General features: G+C 41.7%; 19 protein-coding genes. 9 read left to right on the top strand and 10 right to left on the bottom strand.

Annotation, left to right across the window (positions count from 1 at the left end; genetic code table 11):
* Positions 1–33: 33 nt before the first annotated feature.
* Positions 34–441, top strand: coding sequence for a GNAT family N-acetyltransferase (locus B2R65_RS18200; RefSeq protein ID WP_024032077.1), 408 nt, complete (start codon positions 34–36; stop codon positions 439–441).
* Between the two features lie 15 nt (positions 442–456).
* On the opposite strand, the gene B2R65_RS18195 is transcribed toward B2R65_RS18200, so the two are convergent.
* The 9 genes from B2R65_RS18195 to lptM form a co-directional block, all read right to left on the bottom strand.
* Positions 457–813: a HopJ type III effector protein gene (locus B2R65_RS18195; RefSeq protein ID WP_029773753.1), complete on the bottom strand. Its 357-nt coding sequence runs from the start codon at positions 811–813 to the stop codon at positions 457–459.
* Between the two features lie 37 nt (positions 814–850).
* Positions 851–2,152 carry a hypothetical protein gene (locus B2R65_RS18190; protein ID WP_286745009.1) on the bottom strand — a complete coding sequence of 434 codons (1,302 nt, stop codon included), beginning with the start codon at positions 2,150–2,152 and terminating at the stop codon, positions 851–853.
* A 24-nt stretch (positions 2,153–2,176) separates the two neighbouring features.
* Positions 2,177–3,277, bottom strand: coding sequence for a retroviral-like aspartic protease family protein (locus tag B2R65_RS18185; RefSeq protein WP_286745007.1), 1,101 nt, complete (start codon positions 3,275–3,277; stop codon positions 2,177–2,179).
* A gap of 24 nt (positions 3,278–3,301) precedes the next feature.
* Complete coding sequence (locus tag B2R65_RS18180; RefSeq protein ID WP_004588983.1) at positions 3,302–4,009, bottom strand: HAD-IA family hydrolase; 708 nt, start codon at positions 4,007–4,009, stop codon at positions 3,302–3,304.
* A gap of 10 nt (positions 4,010–4,019) precedes the next feature.
* A complete protein-coding gene (locus B2R65_RS18175) occupies positions 4,020–4,964 on the bottom strand; it encodes a tyrosine recombinase XerC (protein ID WP_004588982.1) in 945 nt (314 codons plus the stop codon).
* Positions 4,961–5,572, bottom strand: coding sequence for a DUF484 family protein (locus tag B2R65_RS18170; RefSeq protein WP_024032071.1), 612 nt, complete (start codon positions 5,570–5,572; stop codon positions 4,961–4,963). Before B2R65_RS18170 ends, B2R65_RS18175 begins: the two co-directional genes overlap by 4 nt.
* Positions 5,569–6,399 carry a diaminopimelate epimerase gene (gene dapF / locus B2R65_RS18165; protein WP_004588980.1) on the bottom strand — a complete coding sequence of 277 codons (831 nt, stop codon included), beginning with the start codon at positions 6,397–6,399 and terminating at the stop codon, positions 5,569–5,571. Before dapF ends, B2R65_RS18170 begins: the two co-directional genes overlap by 4 nt.
* A 64-nt stretch (positions 6,400–6,463) precedes the next feature.
* On the bottom strand, positions 6,464–7,717 hold the full coding sequence (gene lysA, locus B2R65_RS18160; RefSeq protein WP_138611371.1) for a diaminopimelate decarboxylase: 1,254 nt from the start codon (positions 7,715–7,717) through the stop codon (positions 6,464–6,466).
* A complete protein-coding gene (gene lptM / locus B2R65_RS18155; RefSeq protein ID WP_004588978.1) occupies positions 7,718–7,909 on the bottom strand; it encodes an LPS translocon maturation chaperone LptM in 192 nt (63 codons plus the stop codon). It abuts the gene before it with no gap.
* A 148-nt stretch (positions 7,910–8,057) separates the two neighbouring features.
* On the opposite strand from lptM, the gene cyaY reads away from it, so the two are divergent.
* From cyaY to add, 8 genes are all read left to right on the top strand, one after another.
* On the top strand, positions 8,058–8,381 hold the full coding sequence (gene cyaY, locus B2R65_RS18150) for an iron donor protein CyaY (RefSeq protein ID WP_004588977.1): 324 nt from the start codon (positions 8,058–8,060) through the stop codon (positions 8,379–8,381).
* The gene (locus B2R65_RS18145; RefSeq protein WP_138611372.1) at positions 8,378–9,034 is read left to right on the top strand and encodes an alpha/beta hydrolase; all 657 of its coding nucleotides are present in this window, start codon (positions 8,378–8,380) and stop codon (positions 9,032–9,034) included. Before cyaY ends, B2R65_RS18145 begins: the two co-directional genes overlap by 4 nt.
* Before the next feature lie 21 nt (positions 9,035–9,055).
* Complete coding sequence (locus B2R65_RS18140; RefSeq protein ID WP_138611373.1) at positions 9,056–9,991, top strand: DUF2914 domain-containing protein; 936 nt, start codon at positions 9,056–9,058, stop codon at positions 9,989–9,991.
* A gap of 35 nt (positions 9,992–10,026) precedes the next feature.
* Positions 10,027–10,965 carry a hydroxymethylbilane synthase gene (hemC, locus tag B2R65_RS18135; protein WP_138611374.1) on the top strand — a complete coding sequence of 313 codons (939 nt, stop codon included), beginning with the start codon at positions 10,027–10,029 and terminating at the stop codon, positions 10,963–10,965.
* Positions 10,966–12,798 (top strand): uroporphyrinogen-III synthase, encoded by a 1,833-nt coding sequence (locus B2R65_RS18130; protein ID WP_286744997.1) that lies wholly within the window; start codon positions 10,966–10,968, stop codon positions 12,796–12,798.
* Positions 12,795–13,904 carry a heme biosynthesis HemY N-terminal domain-containing protein gene (locus tag B2R65_RS18125; protein WP_024032065.1) on the top strand — a complete coding sequence of 370 codons (1,110 nt, stop codon included), beginning with the start codon at positions 12,795–12,797 and terminating at the stop codon, positions 13,902–13,904. Before B2R65_RS18130 ends, B2R65_RS18125 begins: the two co-directional genes overlap by 4 nt.
* A gap of 46 nt (positions 13,905–13,950) precedes the next feature.
* A complete protein-coding gene (locus tag B2R65_RS18120) occupies positions 13,951–16,641 on the top strand; it encodes a CHASE domain-containing protein (protein WP_273587984.1) in 2,691 nt (896 codons plus the stop codon).
* A 138-nt stretch (positions 16,642–16,779) separates the two neighbouring features.
* Positions 16,780–17,781, top strand: a complete 1,002-nt coding sequence (gene add, locus B2R65_RS18115; RefSeq protein ID WP_055019972.1) for an adenosine deaminase — start codon at positions 16,780–16,782, stop codon at positions 17,779–17,781.
* Between the two features lie 45 nt (positions 17,782–17,826).
* On the opposite strand, the gene B2R65_RS18110 is transcribed toward add, so the two are convergent.
* The gene (locus tag B2R65_RS18110; protein WP_004588969.1) at positions 17,827–18,243 is read right to left on the bottom strand and encodes a CBS domain-containing protein; all 417 of its coding nucleotides are present in this window, start codon (positions 18,241–18,243) and stop codon (positions 17,827–17,829) included.
* Positions 18,244–18,262: the final 19 nt, after the last annotated feature.

Raw genomic sequence — 18,262 nt, 5'->3', positions numbered from 1 at the left:
GTTTGCTAGTATCTGCTTCTTTAAGGGCGGTACATGTATCAATTAAAAGCAGATAATACCGATGCGTTAAACTCAGCGCTTCGCACTAAAATAGTTGAATTTAACGCACAGCACTTTGATGCGCAAAGAGTGCCATTAGGCTATAAATTTGTTGATGAGCAAGGTGAGCTTGTTGCAGGTATTAGTGGGTGTGTGTTTGGAAATTGGCTGATGATTAGTTGGCTTTGGTGTAGCGATGTAGCGCGAGGTCAAGGGCTTGCAGATAAGTTACTAACGGCACTTGAACAATCAGCTGCTGAACTAGGTGCAACGACCGCTCAGCTCGATACGCTTGATTTTCAGGCCAAGCCTTTTTATGAAAAGCGCGGATACGTGGTTAAGTATCAGCTTAACAACTATCCGCGATCTGGTACGCGTTACTTTATGGAAAAAACGCTTTAATTTAGCAGCTTAGTGTTATTTCTCTTTTAGTGGCTCACCATCAAAGCTCAGGCCTAAAAATGGAGTCGCTTCTGGCGCTAACATAAACGTGCGAATGTTCATGTGATCATCGCCTTTAGGGTTTTGTAGTACGTCTTCGCGGTAAAACTTACCAAAGCAATCCAATGTATTTTGCTTGCTTAAATCGTTTAATTTAGCAAATGCAAAAATTTTACATGAGCCGTTGTTCTCGCTTGCAGAGCTAAGTAAGCCGTGGTTATTAAATCCACACGCGGTAAAATCGTAATTAGCTTCTATTACCGCCATGGTATCGCTAAATTGTATGCTTTTAGGGTTGTCTGCAAGTTGCTGTAAAAAATCGTTTAATAACATGTTTGTCCTTTTCTAACAGAAGATTCAAAGAGAAAAATTAATAGTCGTTGCTTGTAAGCTCTGCACTTAAAAGCTTTCCGTCATAAATATAAAAATAACCATCCCAGTGTTGAGAAGTAAATTCTGCTGAGTCAAAGAACTCGTCGTAATCGCCTAACTTAGCAAGGCTTGCAACAGGGTCGTTGTATTTTACGCCTGATAAGTTCCACTGTGTACTTTGGTTAATATAGCCAGCTAATGCAGCGAGCTTAATTTTAGCGGTTGAAAAGGGCTCCACAAGCTTTAATTTAGAAATGTAGCCGTTGCCTTCATATATAAACTCATAACAAGGAGTAATGATTATATTGTCATGATTTTCATTAACTACTTTAAGCGTTTTACTATTTTTGTGTTTTTTTAAGTATTCATCGGCCAATATTGTGCCGTTATAGCATTGAGTGTTGCTCTTTATATGTTCAACTAATTCACCGTGCGATATACCAACAACTCTTTGCTCTGACTTGTTAATAGATACTTTATAAGATGCGGTTTCCACTTCATCAAAACTGTTTTTTAATTTATTAATTGCTGGTTGGGTTAAATCTGTATCTAAGAAAATAGCCTGATCTGTACCGGTGCTTATTTGTAATTTTTCATTTGCCAAAGAAAGCTCATTATTTATCACCATAGGTAGTAGCGTTTCATGGAACTGATAACCTATAAATACATTGTTTTTAAAGTGAAAAGCATGATTTCTTCCATATACAAGTATTGCGTTATTGTTATCGCTTAGCGATAAACTAGCAAGTCCGAGAGACGCTAATACCTGCTCATAGCTACTGCCAAATTGGAGTCCAAAAAAGTTAGTGGGGGTGATGAGGGGGTTGTTAAATTGAGTAAACTTAGGGGAACTGTTTATGTCTAAAGTGACATCAATTGCATTCCCCTCAATGGTATTTGAGAGGCTGTGCTTGTGCACTCCAGAAATAAATAGCTCGCTAGTCATAGCGACTTGTTGATTGCAGTTTTTTGAGGGGGTGAGCTTAATAAGGTAATGTAATTTTTTTTGGGCTCTGCTTATTGTAGGAGTTTCAGCAGAGTGGCTGCTATTTGTAGTAAAGCGTTCCTCTACATATAGTTGCTCATGCTGTTGATTGTACTGTTCGCTATACTTATTCAGCGCTTTTTGTCTAAGGTTTTGTCTTTTTCTTTGATGGTTATCTAAATCTCTCAGTGTAGCGCTAAGGCTTATTTCTATTTCGGGTGAAATAGCCTCACAACTTTTGTCTTTTACAAAATAATTTGTTGCCTGAGCAGTACATTGCCAAAAACAAAGTAGTGTAAATAGTAGAGTACGCATAAACTTCCTTTTATTATTTTTTGTTTATTTAGCACTCAACTCTAACTCATCTGTTTGTTGATTTATATTAAATTTATATCTAGATAAAAAGTTCATTCCTAACAAACCTTGGCCGCGGGTGTTTTCAATACTGAGCACTTCAAAACCGTAAATAGTTTGCACCCCTACTTTAAACGACTCAATTTGGTAGCGTTTTACTCTAATTTGCCCATTCGCCGTGTTTACGGTTACATCGCCTAAATACAGTGGTCGGGGTGAAAGTTGGTTAAGCACGTCACTCGAAAGAGAAGTAATACTTGCGCCGGTATCTATCATTAGCTCTGTTTTAATTGAGCTATTTAGCTCGGTGCTAATTAAGTAATGTGCGCCGTAGGGGGTAAGTGCAATAAAGTCATCTTGCGATTGAGCTTTCTCTATCATTGCGTGTAAGGCTGTTACTTCGGCTTGTAGTGGGTGATTTGGTGGCATGCGCTCAATAGTTGTTAAGGCGCTAATAAAGTCCTCTAGTTGATAATAAGCATGAGCGAGTGCGTATAAAAAATGGCTATTGTCGTTTTGATAGTCCAGCCAAATTTGAGTTTGTTCACTAATTGTTTGCCAATTTTGCTGCTCACTCAAACTATGCAGTTCGTTAGTCGTTAAATGCACAAGGCGCCTATCTACAGGACCTTGTTGGTGCTTATTTAATAATGGGTAGAGCTCAAATAGCGCAATAATTGCGTTTTGCCGCTGCCCGCTTTTTACTAGGTAATCTACGTGTAAAGTGAGTAACTCGGTATTGTAAGGGTCTTTATTTAAAAGTGCATTTAACAATGACTGGCTAAGCGGTAGGTTTGTGTTTAGCCATTGCTTTAGTTGTGCTACCCACGAAGCGTATAAAGTATGTGCTTTTTTTGGAGCGCTTAGATTTAGTTGCTGATACGTATTTACAGCATCATCAAATTTGTGTTGTGTAAATTGCTGTTGAGCTTGGCTGAGCAGGTTACTTTTTGGCGCTTTGATGCTCTTGCCGCTGTGGATTTTGTGTGTGCCAACTACAGGCTGTTTTTGTGGCCACAATAAGTAAGCGTTTAGGCCAAGTGAGCCTATTAATAGCAAGGTAATTAGCTTGGTATAATGGCTCATTGCAACCTCTTCGTTCTATTTAGGCTATTTGATAAAGTGCGCTAAGGCATGAATATTCGCAATTTCAACATCGGCAAGGCCTTTGTAGTGATAAGCCGCGCCTTGGTCGTTTAACCAAACCGATTGGCAGCCTGCATTATTAGCGCCTTGTACGTCGGTATCTAGGCTATCGCCAATATGTAAAATTTCACTTTTAGCCACGTTTAAGTGCGCGGCGGCTTTATCAAACAGTGTACCGTGGGGTTTGGCTTTACCGTGCATACCAGCTTGCAATACTAGCGCAAATTTATCGCGTAAGTTAAAGCGCTCAATTTCAACATTGCCATTGGTTATTGCAACCAGCGTAAAGTGCTGGGCTAAGTTATCTAGCAGCTTTAGTACGTCGTCAGTTACCACTATTTTACTGCGCGCATCGGCAAAAGCGTTATAGGCAGCATCGGCATGATGCTCTACCTCTTGCTCATTTAAATCTAGCTTTGAAAGAGCTAAGCGAAGCGTATGTTGGCGCCATTTAGTTACATTATCAGCAAGCTCTGGTAACTGTAATACAGCCTCGTTGCGGCATTGTTGCCAGTATTTTGGGCCTTGTTGTAAGTAGCTGGGTAGCGCGTTTAAATAATCTTGCTGGGCTTTAACCGCGGCTTTTATTATGGGGTGGTTGTTATACAGGGTGTCGTCTAAGTCAAAGCTCATAACTGAAAAAGGGCGAGGAGCACGATTAAATCGGATCATAATTACATTCCTAATCGGTTTGTTTTTTAGCGCGCGGATGCGTGTTGTCGTACACTTTTGCTAAATGCTGAAAATCTAAATGCGTATATACTTGCGTAGCCGATAAACTACTGTGCCCTAATAATTCTTGCACAGCGCGTAAATCGCCAGATGATTCTAAAATATGAGAGGCAAACGAGTGGCGAAGTTTATGCGGGTGCACTTGTGAGCTAATGCCTTGTTTTATTCCCCACTCTTGCATGCGTAAGCGAACTTGGCGAACCGAAATACGATTTTTTTTACTGCTTAAAAACACCGCCATTTCGTCAGGCTTTGCAAATTGCCCTCGTATGTTGAGCCAATTTTTTAACGCTGTGAGCGCTTTGCGACCCACGGGAATGAGGCGCTCTTTGTTACCTTTACCTTTGACTAATATTTCGCCGCTTGCGGCGTTTATATCGCGTAAGTTGGTGCCAACTAACTCGCTAATGCGCAGTCCTGATGAGTACATAAGCTCCATCATAGCTTTGTCTCGTATGGCTAATGGGTCGTCATCGTTAATCTCTAGTAGGCTTGCCATCTGATCTACATCGAGATTTTTAGGTAAAGGCTTAGAAAATTTAGGCCCTTTAATGCCTTGTGCCGGGTTATGATAATGCGCGTGCTGAGCGATGTTTTTGGCTTTTAAAAATTTATACAAACTACGAATGCAGCTTAATTTTAAACTAATAGTGCGCCCACTTAATTGCTTTGAACGAAGCGCCATGCTGTAGCGGCGAATATGCTCGCCTTGTACGCCAAACCAGTCATCACATAATTTACTAAAATACAGGGCAGCAAAGTTTAGTTGGCTAACATACTGATTTACAGTGTGCTCTGAGTACTGTCTTTCGTACTTTAAATAGTCACTAAATAAATGAATGGGTGTACGCCAATGCTCACTTAATTGCTCAGTGTTAGGCGTCTCGTCGCTCATGCCAATTCCAACAGCCTAAGTTGCAATGCATGAACAAAATCAAGCACGAATAGGTTATCTTGTGCGGGTTCAAAATGGTTTTCATCATGGCTGCCAAAGGCCAATATAGCGACGGGTTTTTCAGCGCAACCAATAAGATAAATAGCAGATGATTGCGTGTTTTCGCAAAATAATAGCTCACGCTCTTGCTGATTAACGCGTCCTAAGTAGTGCCCAAATTGGCTAAGGCGGTGCTCAATAAGCCCATCTAAAGTGTTGTTGTATTTAACCAACCTACACTCGCTAATGTGTGGGCTGGTACAAATAATATTGCGCAAATTTGCGGCAAGCGTATTAAAGTCGTAGTTTGTCCACAGTTGGCGGTGGCATTGGCTAAACAAGCGATACACTAGCTCATTTTGCGTAGCGTGTTCGCTCATACTGTGTATTTGATTTTTTAACTGAGTATTGTGCTCGCGCAATTGGCGCTGTTGTATGTGCACAAGCGAGGTGGCGCCTTGCGTTTTGTGATGTAACTCAAGTTGTGCAAGCAGCTCTGGCTGCTCTATTAAAAAATCAGGGTGGCGCGCTAAATACTCAGCGACTTGCTCTTTTGTTAGCTCGCTCATAAGGCAACTTGCCCATCAAATACATGCTCGGCTGGGCCGGTCATGCGGACAGGGTGGCCTTCGCCGCTCCAACGTACTTGTAATGTGCCGCCGGGTAAATCAACTTGTACCGTGGTGTTAAGTTTGCTTTGAATGTGGCCAATTACCATTGCTGCGCAGGCACCCGTGCCACACGCTAGGGTTTCACTAACGCCGCGTTCCCACACTCTAAGTTTAATATGATCTTGCGATACCACTTGCATAAAGCCAATATTGGCACGATTTGGAAAACGTTCGTGGTTTTCAAGCAGCGGACCAAGCACCTCAACTTGTGCGGTAGCTATATCGTCAACTTCTAACACGCAATGCGGGTTACCCATAGACACAGCGCCACTAAATACAGTGTGCTCTTGAGCTCTTATTATATAAGTTAGTTCTCGCTTGCTGGCTTTAAGCGGGATTTTAGCAGGCTCAAAATTAGGATGGCCCATGTTTACCGTCACTTGCCCGTCTTTTTCTATGTATAGCGTGAGGTTGCCCGACTTAGTCGAGACACTAATTTTGTGCTTGTTAGTTAAGCCTTTCATGCGGACAAAGCGGGCAAAACAGCGTGCGCCATTTCCGCATTGTTCTACTTCATTGCCATCGGCATTAAATATACGGTAATGGAAGTCGAGATCAGGGGAGTAAGGGGCTTCAACCATAAGTAATTGGTCAAAGCCAATACCAAAGTGGCGATCAGCCAGTTTTTTGATTTGATCGCGAGACAAAAATACATTTTGTGTAATGTTATCAATTACAACAAAGTCGTTGCCTAAGCCGTGCATTTTGGAAAAATTAACTAACATAGCGCTCTAATTCGGGTTTGCTCTGCGCTAATCATGCCACAGAGCAGCGCCTTAACAAAAACGTTTATGGTAAAATTTTCTCACCTTGATAAAGGCTCTCGATGGTTTCGCGTTGGCGAATAAGGTGGTGTTGCTCACCATCTACCATTATTTCGGCCACGCGTGGGCGAGAGTTGTAGTTTGAACTCATTGTAAAACCATAGGCACCAGCACTTCGCTGCGCCAATAAGTCGCCTTGTTTAAGGGCTAGTTCGCGGTCTTTTCCTAAAAAGTCGCCGGTTTCGCACACTGGGCCCACAATATCAAAGTTATGTGTTGGGGTGTCGTCATCGCGCACCGATACAGGAATGATTTTTTGCCATGCCTGATAAAGCGAAGGGCGAAGCATGTCGTTCATACCCGCATCGACAATGGCAAAAAATTTATCTTGGTTTTGCTTAATAAATTCAACCTGTGTAACTAAAATTCCAGCATTAGCGGCTATAGCGCGCCCTGGCTCAAAAATAAGTTCAAGGTGTTTGTAATTGGCTAAGCGTTCGGTAACTTGCGCAGCATATTCACTTGGGTGGGGTGGCTGTTCATCATTGTAAGGAACGCCTAATCCGCCGCCAATATCTAAATGAGTAAGCTCAATACCATTTGCTTTAAGCTCATCTATTAATGCCATTAGCTTATCAAGCGCTTCTAAAAAAGGTTTAACCTCTGTTAATTGCGAGCCTATGTGGCAATCTACGCCGGTTACTTTTAGACCTGGTAAAGATGCCGCATGCTGATAAACGCTCACAGCCGTTTGAATATCGATACCAAACTTGTTTTCTTTTAAACCGGTAGAAATATACGGGTGTGTTTTAGCATCTATATCAGGGTTTACACGAATAGAAATAGGGGCTTCTAAATTTAACTCGCACGCTACCTCAGAAATACGCTCAAGCTCTGAGGCCGATTCAACGTTAAAACATTTAATGCCTAACTTTAGTGCATAAGCAATTTCGTCGGCGGTTTTAGCCACTCCTGAAAACACCACTTTACTGGCATCACCGCCAGCTTTTATCACACGCGCCAGCTCACCTTTAGACACTATGTCAAACCCTGAGCCTAAACGCGCTAATATATTTAATACTGCAATATTAGAATTGGCTTTAACTGCGTAGCACACCAAGCTTTTATGATTGTTAGTGGCATTTGCAAAGGCTAAATAATGGCGCTCAAAAGTAGCACGCGAGTACACATAACACGGCGTACCATAGTGCTGAGCAATTGTGGCAATGCTGACATCTTCGGCAAATAATTGATTGTTTTGATAGTTAAAATAATCCATTTATTGCTCCTGCACTTGCTCTGTGTTGGTTTTTTTTACGGGCGTTGGCTGTGCTGTATTAGGGGGTGTGTTTTGCTCAGCCTGTTGCTCTGGTAAATACAAAGGCCCGCTTTGGCCGCAGCCAGCTAATGCACTTAGCAGTAAAGTACTTATATATAGTCGTTTTAATTGTAAGGTATGTGTCGCTTTCATTAGATTAATACGGTTGCTGGCTTTATAATCGCAGAGTAACAGAATATCTAAAAAATGCAGCTATTCGCGGATGATTTTATTCCTGTTACACTAGCTGTATATAAACCGTACCCAATATTAGGCAGCTCGCCTGCAAAGGAAAATTACAATGACTGAACACGAATATCACCAATTAGCCGAAGCTCTTATGTTCACAATTGAAGAGCAAGTTGATGATTGCGAAGCAGATTTAGATTACGAATCGGCAGAGGGTATTTTAGAAATAATTTTCCCTGATAAAAGTAAAATTGTAATTAACAAACAAGCGCCTTTGCATCAAGTGTGGGTTGCGACTAAATTTAATGGCCACCATTTTGAAATGCGTGACGGCCAGTGGATTGATAACCGCTCTGGCGCAGAGTTTTGGGAGTTTATGAACCAAGCGTCTACTCGCCAAGCTGGCCAAGAAATTAAGTGGCAATCAAGCTTATGAGTTTAGAGTTTGCACAATATCCAGCGCAAGGTGAGCACAAAGCCACTGTTATTTGGTTACATGGTTTAGGCGACTCGGGCGATGGCTTTGCACCGGTTGCACCGCAACTTAACTTACCCAGTGAGCTTGGTATACGATTTATTTTTCCGCATGCGCCTATTCAACCGGTCACCATAAATGGTGGCATGGAAATGCGCTCGTGGTACGACATTAAATCTATAGAATTAGACAAACGTGCCGATGAACAAGGCGTGAGAGATTCAGCCGAAAAAGTGCAAGCCCTGATCAATCAAGAAATTGAAAATGGTATACCTGCCGATAAAATTATTTTGGCGGGCTTTTCGCAAGGGGGCGTGGTGTCTTTACATTTAGCGCCGCGATTTGAGCACAAACTTGCAGGTGTTATGGCGCTGTCTACTTATATGTGCGTGCCTGAAAAGCTAGCGCAAGAAGCAAAGCATACTGATTTAAATGTATTTATGGCTCATGGTAGCCAAGATAATGTAGTGCCGCATAGCGCGGGTAGAAGTGCGTTTGAAGTATTAACAGCACAGAACATGGATGTAAGCTGGCAAGAATACCCTATGGCTCATCAGGTTTGCGCAGAAGAACTGCAAGCTATTCGCCAATGGTTAATTGCCCGTTTAAGCTAATTTGGAGCCGCTGAGGTCAATATGAGTCAAAAAATAGTTATTAAAGCAAATGTAAAACGCGAACCACAAAATAGTGTACCTAATGTAAGCTACGAGTGGCATTGGCGTCGTATTGCGAGTGTTTCTATGTTGGTAGCAATGACCTCGGCAGCGGTTGTGTATGGCTTAACTAGCTCAGTAAATGCCGAGCAGGGCGAGCAACCTAATGAGCAATCGCCGTATTCACCTTTAAGCGACAACACAGCAGATAATGTTGAGCCCACGGTGAGTGTAAATGACGAGCAAGCGCGCCCAAATGAGCTTACAAATGATATAGCAGATGTTGCGCCAGCTGTGCTTGAAGGTGAAAGCGTTAATAATACTTCGTTAGCGCAAAGCAATAATGAGCAAACGAATAGAGAGCCAATTGCTAACGTTCAAAGCAATCAAGTTTCTGTTATTGAGCAATCAGATACTGAACTCGCTGAGCCTATCGCTAATCAGCCGCTTAATAGTACGCAGTTAAGCGCATCACCCAGTGAACTGCTTCCAGATATTGAAAACGACGACGGCTCGCTAACTAGCAGTGAAGGTTTTTCATCTAATGCGCACATTGCCAGTGTTGCGTTAGGCGCACAAATTGATACAGGTAAAATTAGCCGTGCAGTGCTTACTCGCAAAGTAAGTAAGCGCGAGCCCACTAATGTATTTGCTGCAGATATTCGCTTAAATCAGTTTGAAGAGGCGCTTTCGTTTTTTAGTGAGCTTAAAAACCTACAAGGCCAACAAGTAAAGCATGTATGGTCTTATGAGGGTGAAACCATGGCTGAGATTTCACTTAATGTTACCTCGCCGCGCTACAGAACGTACTCAACCAAAAATATTATGAATACACAAACAGGCCATTGGCGTGTAGATGTTGTTGATGAGCAAGGTAATTTAATTGCTCAAAAAGAATTTAGAATTTTAGCTAATTAAGCTTGGCTATTAGCTGTAACTATTTGGATACCCCTATGACAGAAAAAACAAAGTTAGTACGCATTGCAACCCGTAAAAGTGCTTTAGCGCTTTGGCAGGCTGAATTTGTAAAAGCACAGCTTGAGCATTTTCATACTGATGTGCGCGTAGAATTAGTCCCTATGTCTACTCAAGGGGATATTATTTTAGATACACCGCTTGCTAAAATTGGTGGTAAAGGCTTGTTTGTTAAAGAGCTTGAGCAAGCAATGTTAGATGGCCGCGCGGATATAGCAGTGCATTCAATGAAAGATGTACCCGTAGAATTTCCAGAAGGCTTAGCACTGCACACAATTTGTGAGCGTGAAGACCCGCGCGACGCGTTTGTATCAAATAATTTTGCCAATTTAAGCGAATTACCACAAGGCGCTGTAGTCGGTACTTCTAGCCTTCGTCGTCAGTGCCAAATTAGAGCTTTGCGCCCTGATTTAGTCATTAAAGACTTACGTGGTAATGTTAATACTCGTTTAGCTAAGCTAGATGATGGCCAGTACGATGCGATTATTTTAGCTGCAGCCGGACTGCTACGTTTAAAAATGGACGAGCGTATTGCTGATTATATTGAGCCTGAGGTATCTCTACCTGCTAACGGCCAAGGTGCTGTCGGCATTGAATGTCGTATTGACGATGAAGTAACAAAAGCCTTACTGGCCCCACTTGAGCATACCCAAACACGTATTCGTGTAAATGCAGAGCGTGCTATGAATCGTCATTTAGAAGGTGGCTGCCAAGTACCAATTGGTGCCTACGCATTAGTTGATGGCGAGCAAGTGCATTTACGCGGCCTCGTGGGCGCAGTAGATGGTAGTGAAATTTTACATGACGAAGTAACCGGTCATATAAATGATGCAGAAGCTATCGGTGTGCAGCTTGCTAAAAAGTTATTAGCGCAAGGCGCCGACAAAATATTAGCAGAAGTATATAGAGACGCATAAATGACACATATCCTGATAACTCGGCCCGAAGGAAAAGGCGCAGCCCTTGCTCAGCAACTTGAGCAAGCGGGTTATCAGGCGTCATTATTTCCTGTTTTAAAAATATCCTACCTTACGCCTTCTACTACCGAGCTAAGCCCGTTAATTAATGCCGATAAAATTATTTTTATCTCTCAAGATGCCGTTACTGCCCTTGCGCAATTAAAGCCAACAATAAATACCAAAGCACAATTTTACGCAGTAGGGCAGCAAACTGCAGATACTATTTACGCGTTATTTGGCGTGCGAGCAGCAGTGCCTAAACTACATGATTCTGAAGGGTTATTGGCGCTAAACTCGTTAGCTGAGGTTGATGGTAGCAATATTGTATTAGTAAAAGGCCAAGCGGGGCGCCCAGATATTGCCAAAACCTTAAAGGCGCGTGGGGCATTTTTAAATAACTGTGTGGTATACAAGCGCGAGCCAATAAGCGCTGTAAAAACCAACTGGACAGACCACTGGCAAAGCCTGAAAGTACAAGGTATAGTCATAACCAGTAATGCAGCAGTTGATGCAATATTTAATAACCTGACTGAACAACAGTTACAGTGGTTACAACAGTGCCGATTTTATGTTGCTAGCGAGCGTATAGCCGCTTATTTACAACAGCAACAGGTAAGCTCGGCTAATATACACATTGCCGCAGGGGCAAGCGATACCGCTATGTTTTCCTGCATAAAACAGCAAGGTAGCAAGATGAGCGAACAGTCAAAGCCAGTAACGGCAGATAACACACCAACCACTAAGGCAGCGGCCTCTGCACAAAAAAAAGAGGCAGCTAAAGCACACAGTAAACCACATAACGATAAGCAAAAAATAAGTAAATTAGCGGTATTAGCGCTGATCATTTCGCTTATTGTTGCCTGTGGTGTGGGGTATGAGTTTTACCAAAAACTCAATGCAGGTAAAGCCCAAAATGTAGCTGTTAATGAACTAAAAGAAGAAAACGCGTTATTGTCACAAGAGTTACAGGCGCTCAAGTCTGCGCAATCTAATCTTCAGCAAGCATTGTTCAATAGTGAGCAAAAAGTGGCAGCTGCGCTTAATGAAAGTGCAGAGAGTAACCAGCAACAATTAAAAGCAGCATTGCAACAAGCTCAGCAGCAAGGCGCTTCACTAAACCCGCAAGAAGTAACCAGCTTACAACGTATGGCTGAGTTTAAACTGTGGGCTGAAAAAGATTACCAAGGTGCCAGCGCTGTACTTAAACGCTTAGATGCCTTATTGAGTGAACACCCAGGTACTGTTGCAGTTCGCCAAGCAATAACACAAGACATTCAAACACTAGATAGCTTAAAACCTATCCCAACAGAAGCCATTTACTTAAAGCTTAATAGCGTGTTATCAAACATAGATAACCTTGCATTTAATGCCGTTAACATACCGCAAGAAGCAACAGAAATTGAAAAAAATGCCTTGAGTGAAGATGTAAGCGATTGGCAGCAAAACCTAAGTAATAGCTGGAATAAGCTAGTTGATAGCTTTATTACTATTCGCCAGCACGAAGGGGTTGCTATAGAGCCACTGCTAACCGATCAGGAGCGCCACTTAATTAATCAACGTATTAAATTAAATGTGACGCAAGCTCAAGATGCATTAATGAGCAAACAAGCGAGCATTTATTTTAGTGCCATAAGTGAGGCAAAGCGTCTTGTTAATGAGTACTTTAAACAAGATGACGAGACGACAAAAGTGGTTATAAATGCACTAACTAGCCTAGAAAAAGAGCCATTAAACTTTAACCCTGAAGTAAACCTACAAAGTACGCAGCAGGTTAAGGAGTGGGCGCAATGATAGGGCTTATAGTATTAATTGTTGCGATTGTTTTAGTTTTAGCGATTACGCCATTTGTACTGGATGAAAAAGGCTATGTGCTGATCTCGTTTAACAACACCACGATTGAAGGCACGATTGTATCGTTTTGTATTATGGCGGTAATTAGTGCAACAATTTTGTTTTTAACTTACAAATTAGTGCGCTATTTATTGTCGATTTATCATAATACTAAACATGGATTTTTTGCGCGTAGCGAAGAGCGAAAGCAAGCAGCTATAGAGCAAGCCTTATGGAGTGCGATAAACGATGATTACGAGCTTGTTGAGCAAACGTTATCAGGTAATAGTGTACCCAGTAAGTTTGAAGATATACGCTTAGCGCTATTAGCAAAAGCAGCGCTTGCTAATAACCAAACCGACAAAGCTCTAGAGCGTTTATTTGAAATTAGCCCAGAGCAGCAACTTAACGTTGCTAAACTTTGGATAGCCAGTGGCGATAGCAGCGCAATAGAATCACAAATGCGTGCTAACAGCGATTCAAAAAAAGCGACACCACTTGAGCTTAAGCTATACGCCGAAATACTTGTACAGCAACAGCACTTTAGTGCACTTGAAGACTTTTTACCGCGTTTACTTCGTAAAAAAGTCCTTAACGATGCGCAGTGGACACAGCTGTTTAATGCCTATTTTAATGCACAAGCTAGCGATAAAATCACTGAAAAATATAAACAACTTCCTAAAAAGCTACAAGCTCATGCTAATACAGCTTACTTAATGCAAATGGCTAAAGTGGGTCAGTTAAGTGCGATTGAAAGTGACTTAATTAAAATGGTGAAGCACGACGAGCAACATGCTCAGCTGGCTAATATATTAAGTAACGCCACCTCGGCAGAGGCTGTAAAGCTTCAAAGTAGTATTCAAGAGCGCCTGAAAAAAGATGATGCAAACAACGCATTATTACTCTCGCTTGCGTGTTTAGCTAATGCCCAAGGCGATTATGAGTTAGCCGCAAAGGTTTTTGATAAAGCCTTGAATATCGAAAACAAAAAGCAATTTGCTCAGCAAGCAGCGCTTAGCTATAAAAATACCGCACAAGCCGATAAAGCACTCGTTTTGTATCAATAAAGGCTACACTTATACTTTTGCAGCTTTGATATTCGGGAGCATTGGGTTGAAACACTTTTTCATTGTCACTGTAAGTTTAGCGTGCGCTTACTTTTTTACCGGATATTTCAGTAATTTACTATTAGCGATAGATGGCTACGCAGTGGCTGTGTGGCCGCCTTCGGGGATTGCGCTTGCTGGCTTTTTAATTTGGGGCAGAAAGAGCTTACTAGGTATTGTTTTAGGGGCTTTTTTTACTAACCTCATTCATTTAGAAAGCGCCTCAGCGATATTTCAGTTAAGTGTATTTATGCATGCTGCGGCTGTTACCTTTGCTGCTACTTTACAAGCATGGGTAGGTAGCCAATTGGTCACGAAAGTGATTAAAGCACCACTCGACTTATCTTCTTTAAAACACTGTATTCAAAGCCTCGTTGTTGCCGGCCCATTGTGCTGTGTTATAGCTGCAGGTGTAGGCACCAGCTTATTAATTTTTAATGGCGTTATTGTGTCTCAAGCCGGTTGGGATACGTTTATAGCGTGGTGGATAGGCGACAGTATTGGGGTGCTTGTTTTTACTCCGCTTATGCTGGCGGCATTTAATTATTCACAGGTAAATTATCGCCTACAAGTTATACTGCCCTCACTGTTAATTTATATGGTTATAAGTATTAGCTTTTATGGCGCGGCCAGTGTAAAAAAAGAAAAAAACATTCAAAAAGAAGAGCTGAAAATATTAGCCACTCAAGATGCTATCAACAATAAAATTAACGAAATAACCGCACACCTCGCCTTACTGGCGACCTTTTTTTCTAGTAGTGACGATGTGAGCTTTACTGAATTTAAGCAATTTACTTCTAAGCAGCTTAGTTACAGCGAAGAAATTTTAGCATTTGAGTGGGTGCCCTACTTACCAAGTGAAAACCTAGCTCAGTATATAGAGGCTAATAACAACACAGAGCTGGCTAAATATAGCTTAAAAGAAAGAGCAAAAGATGGCAGTTGGCAGGCCGTACCCCCACGAGATTTTTACTACCCCGTACAATACGCACATCCTTTGTCGGGAAATGAAGACGTAATTGGCTTTGATCTTGCCTCAAATGAGGTAAGGCGATCTGCATTAATAAAAGCAAAAGTGTTAAATGAGTTGGTGATCAGTGAGCCAATAAATTTAGTGCAAAACGAAGCTGAGCGCGGCGTGTTGTTTTTTCATCCGGTGTTTGGCAACAATATTACCGAAGACGATTTTAAAGGTTTTGTGGTAGCCGTTGTTAGTTTAGAAAGACTATCTAACGCGGTGTTATTTGATCAAAACAACGGCGTTGCAGTGAGCTTTACAGACACCACGACAGAGAATAATGCACAGCCTATTTTTATTGCCGATCATCAACAGCTATTGCCGTTAAAAGACTATAAGTTATTGGTAGGTAAGCGGGTGTGGCAGGTGGAGCTGCATCAGCCAATGCAGCGAGAGTCGTGGTTAGTTTACTGGCTTGCGCAAATAGCCGGCATGTTATTTGTTTGGCTGCTTATTACCTTTTTAATATCGGTAACGGGTACCAATATTCGTATACGTGAGCAGGTAGCAAAACAAACTAAAATTTTACGCTTAGAAAAGCAAAAGGCCGATGAAGCCAATGAAATAAAAAGCCAGTTTTTAGCAAATATGAGCCACGAAGTTCGCACGCCTATTAATGGTATTAAAGGGCTGCATTATTTAGCCCTACAGCAAAACGATTGGCAGCAAGCTCGCAGTTATATTGAACAAGCGGATGGGGCACTGGGCGTATTGCTAAGAGTATTAAATGATGTGCTCGATTTTTCTAAAATGGAAGCAGGCAAACTTGATTTAATTCAAGAGCCAATTGATGTAGGCACACTCAGTGAAGAAGTGGCCAATTTACTGCAGTTTGATATAGAAGCAAAGTCGCTAGAATTTATGCTTGATTACGATAAATCAAGTAACTTGGTTATTAACACCGACCCAATACGCTTAAAACAAGTTTTGCTAAACCTAATCAATAATGCCATTAAGTTTACAGCCAAAGGCAGCATCACGCTTAAAGTGTGGCAATCTAAAAAAATGACTTACTTTAGCGTTAACGATACCGGTATTGGTATTAGTAAAGAGGCACAAAAACAGCTCTTTAAACCGTTTGCACAAGCAGATAGCTCTACCTCGCGTCAATATGGCGGCACGGGCTTGGGTTTAAGTATATGCAAAAAGCTTGTAGAGTTGATGGGTGGAGAAATTGATTTAATAAGCCACGAAGGGCACGGTTCTACGTTTACCTTTAGCTTACCAATTTATTCGCCGCTACCAAAGGCTGAGCAAATAAAGCAACAATATGATGAGATAGATGTTAGTACGCTTTCTTTTGCAGATTATAAATTATTACTTGTTGAAGATAACCCATTAAATCAGCACGTCGCGAGCGCTATTTTAAAAACCAAAGGGTGCGTTGCTGATATTGCTAATGATGGTTTTGAGGCGATTGAAAAGCTGACAGAGCATACCTACGACATTGTGCTTATGGATATACAAATGCCAAAAATGGATGGCCTTGAAGCCACGCGAGTTATTCGTAATGAACTTGGTTTGTTTGACCTACCTATTATTGGCTTATCTGCTAATGCCCACGATGACGATGTTAAAAAAGCAGTTGCCAGCGGTATGGATAATTATATTACTAAACCCATTGAAGCAAATACCTTATTTAAAACACTCTGGCATCACTTAGCTCATCAAAATAAGTGAATAAAAACCTAATTTTGTTCACTTTTTGAGTAAAAAGCAGACATATGACCGCTAATATTTACTTTAACTGCTCTACACTTGAAAAATAACTGTACCTGCGTATCATGCGCGCAATTTTAACCTAACCGAGTCGCTATTATGATAAATAAAAAATTACCTCTGCTAGATATTCATCGTCATTTAGATGGCAATGTACGTGCGCAAACCATACTAGAGCTTGGTCGACAGTTTAATATTACGCTACCTGCTGATAACGTAGAGGCGCTTATCCCTCACGTGCAAGTTATTGATCCTGAGCCTGATTTAATGGCATTTTTGCAAAAGCTCGACTGGGGGGTAACGGTACTGGGCGACTACGACGCCTGTAGACGCATTGCAGTTGAAAACATAGAAGATGCTCAAGCGCAGGGACTTGATTATGTAGAGCTTCGCTTTAGCCCGTATTATATGGCACAAAGCCAAGGTTTACACCCGCAAGGGGTGGTTGAGGCCGTGGTTGATGGTATTAAATCGGCTACTCAAGGCGCAAATATTAAAGCAAACTTAATTGGTATTATGTCGCGTACTTACGGTGTTAAAACTTGCCAGCAGGAGCTTGACGCATTACTTGCCTTTAAAAATGATTTAGTGGCGATTGATTTAGCCGGAGATGAAATTGGTTTTCCGGGAGAGCTTTTTGTCGAACAATTTAAGCAAGTAAGAGACGCTTACCTAGCCGCTACCATTCATGCCGGTGAAGCGCTGGGCGCAGCGAGTATTTGGCAAGCCATTAATGAATTAGGTGCAAGCCGTATAGGCCATGGGGTAAAAGCAATTGAAGACCCTAAACTAATGGACTACCTGCGCGATAACCGCATTGGTATTGAGTCGTGCTTAACCAGTAATATTCAAACCAGTACCGTAAACGATTTAGCTAAACACCCCCTTAAACAGTTTTTAGATCACGGTATTTTAGCGTGTATAAATACCGACGATCCGGCTGTAGAGGGCATTGAAATTGAGCATGAATATTTAGTGGCTGCGCCAAAGGCGGGTTTAACACAAGCCGATATGCATAAGGCACAAGCTAATGCCTTAGAGATTGCATTTTTAAGCGACAGCGATAAAAACGCATTAACTGCGCTTGCTGCAGCACGTTAAATACGCTTAATACAAAAAATGCCGCTTATTAGCGGCATTTTTATGTTAGCTTACTTTTGTTTGGCAGCTCACGTAATTATCAAACAGTGCTTTTAATACATCGCTTCGGCCAATTAGCCCTATCACGGTATCACCCTCAACAACGGGGTAGTTTTTTGGCTTTCCTGTTTTCATTTGCTCTGCAAGCTCGATAATGTTGGTATCGGCATTAACGGTTACAACCTCGGTTTGCATAAGCTGCGAAACTTTTACAACGCCATCGCAAAAATAGCTGCTTCGCATTAATGGTTTTAACAGCTCTTGCTCAGATATAAAGCCAACCAGCGATTTATTGTCATCAAATACTGGTGCACCTAATAAGTTAAACTTTTGCAGCTCACTAATGGCGGTGGTCATTTCGGTATTTGGGGTAATGTGTGGCAACTTACGTTGCATAAAATCTTTTACTTTTGTATTTAACATTTGGGTCTCTCCCGCTGAT

Origin of the sequence: Pseudoalteromonas sp. UBA2102 (assembly GCF_002331165.1) — a bacterium.
In the GTDB taxonomy this organism is placed as follows: Bacteria; Pseudomonadota; Gammaproteobacteria; order Enterobacterales; family Alteromonadaceae; genus Pseudoalteromonas; species Pseudoalteromonas atlantica.
This window is presented reverse-complemented; position numbering and strand designations above follow the sequence as displayed.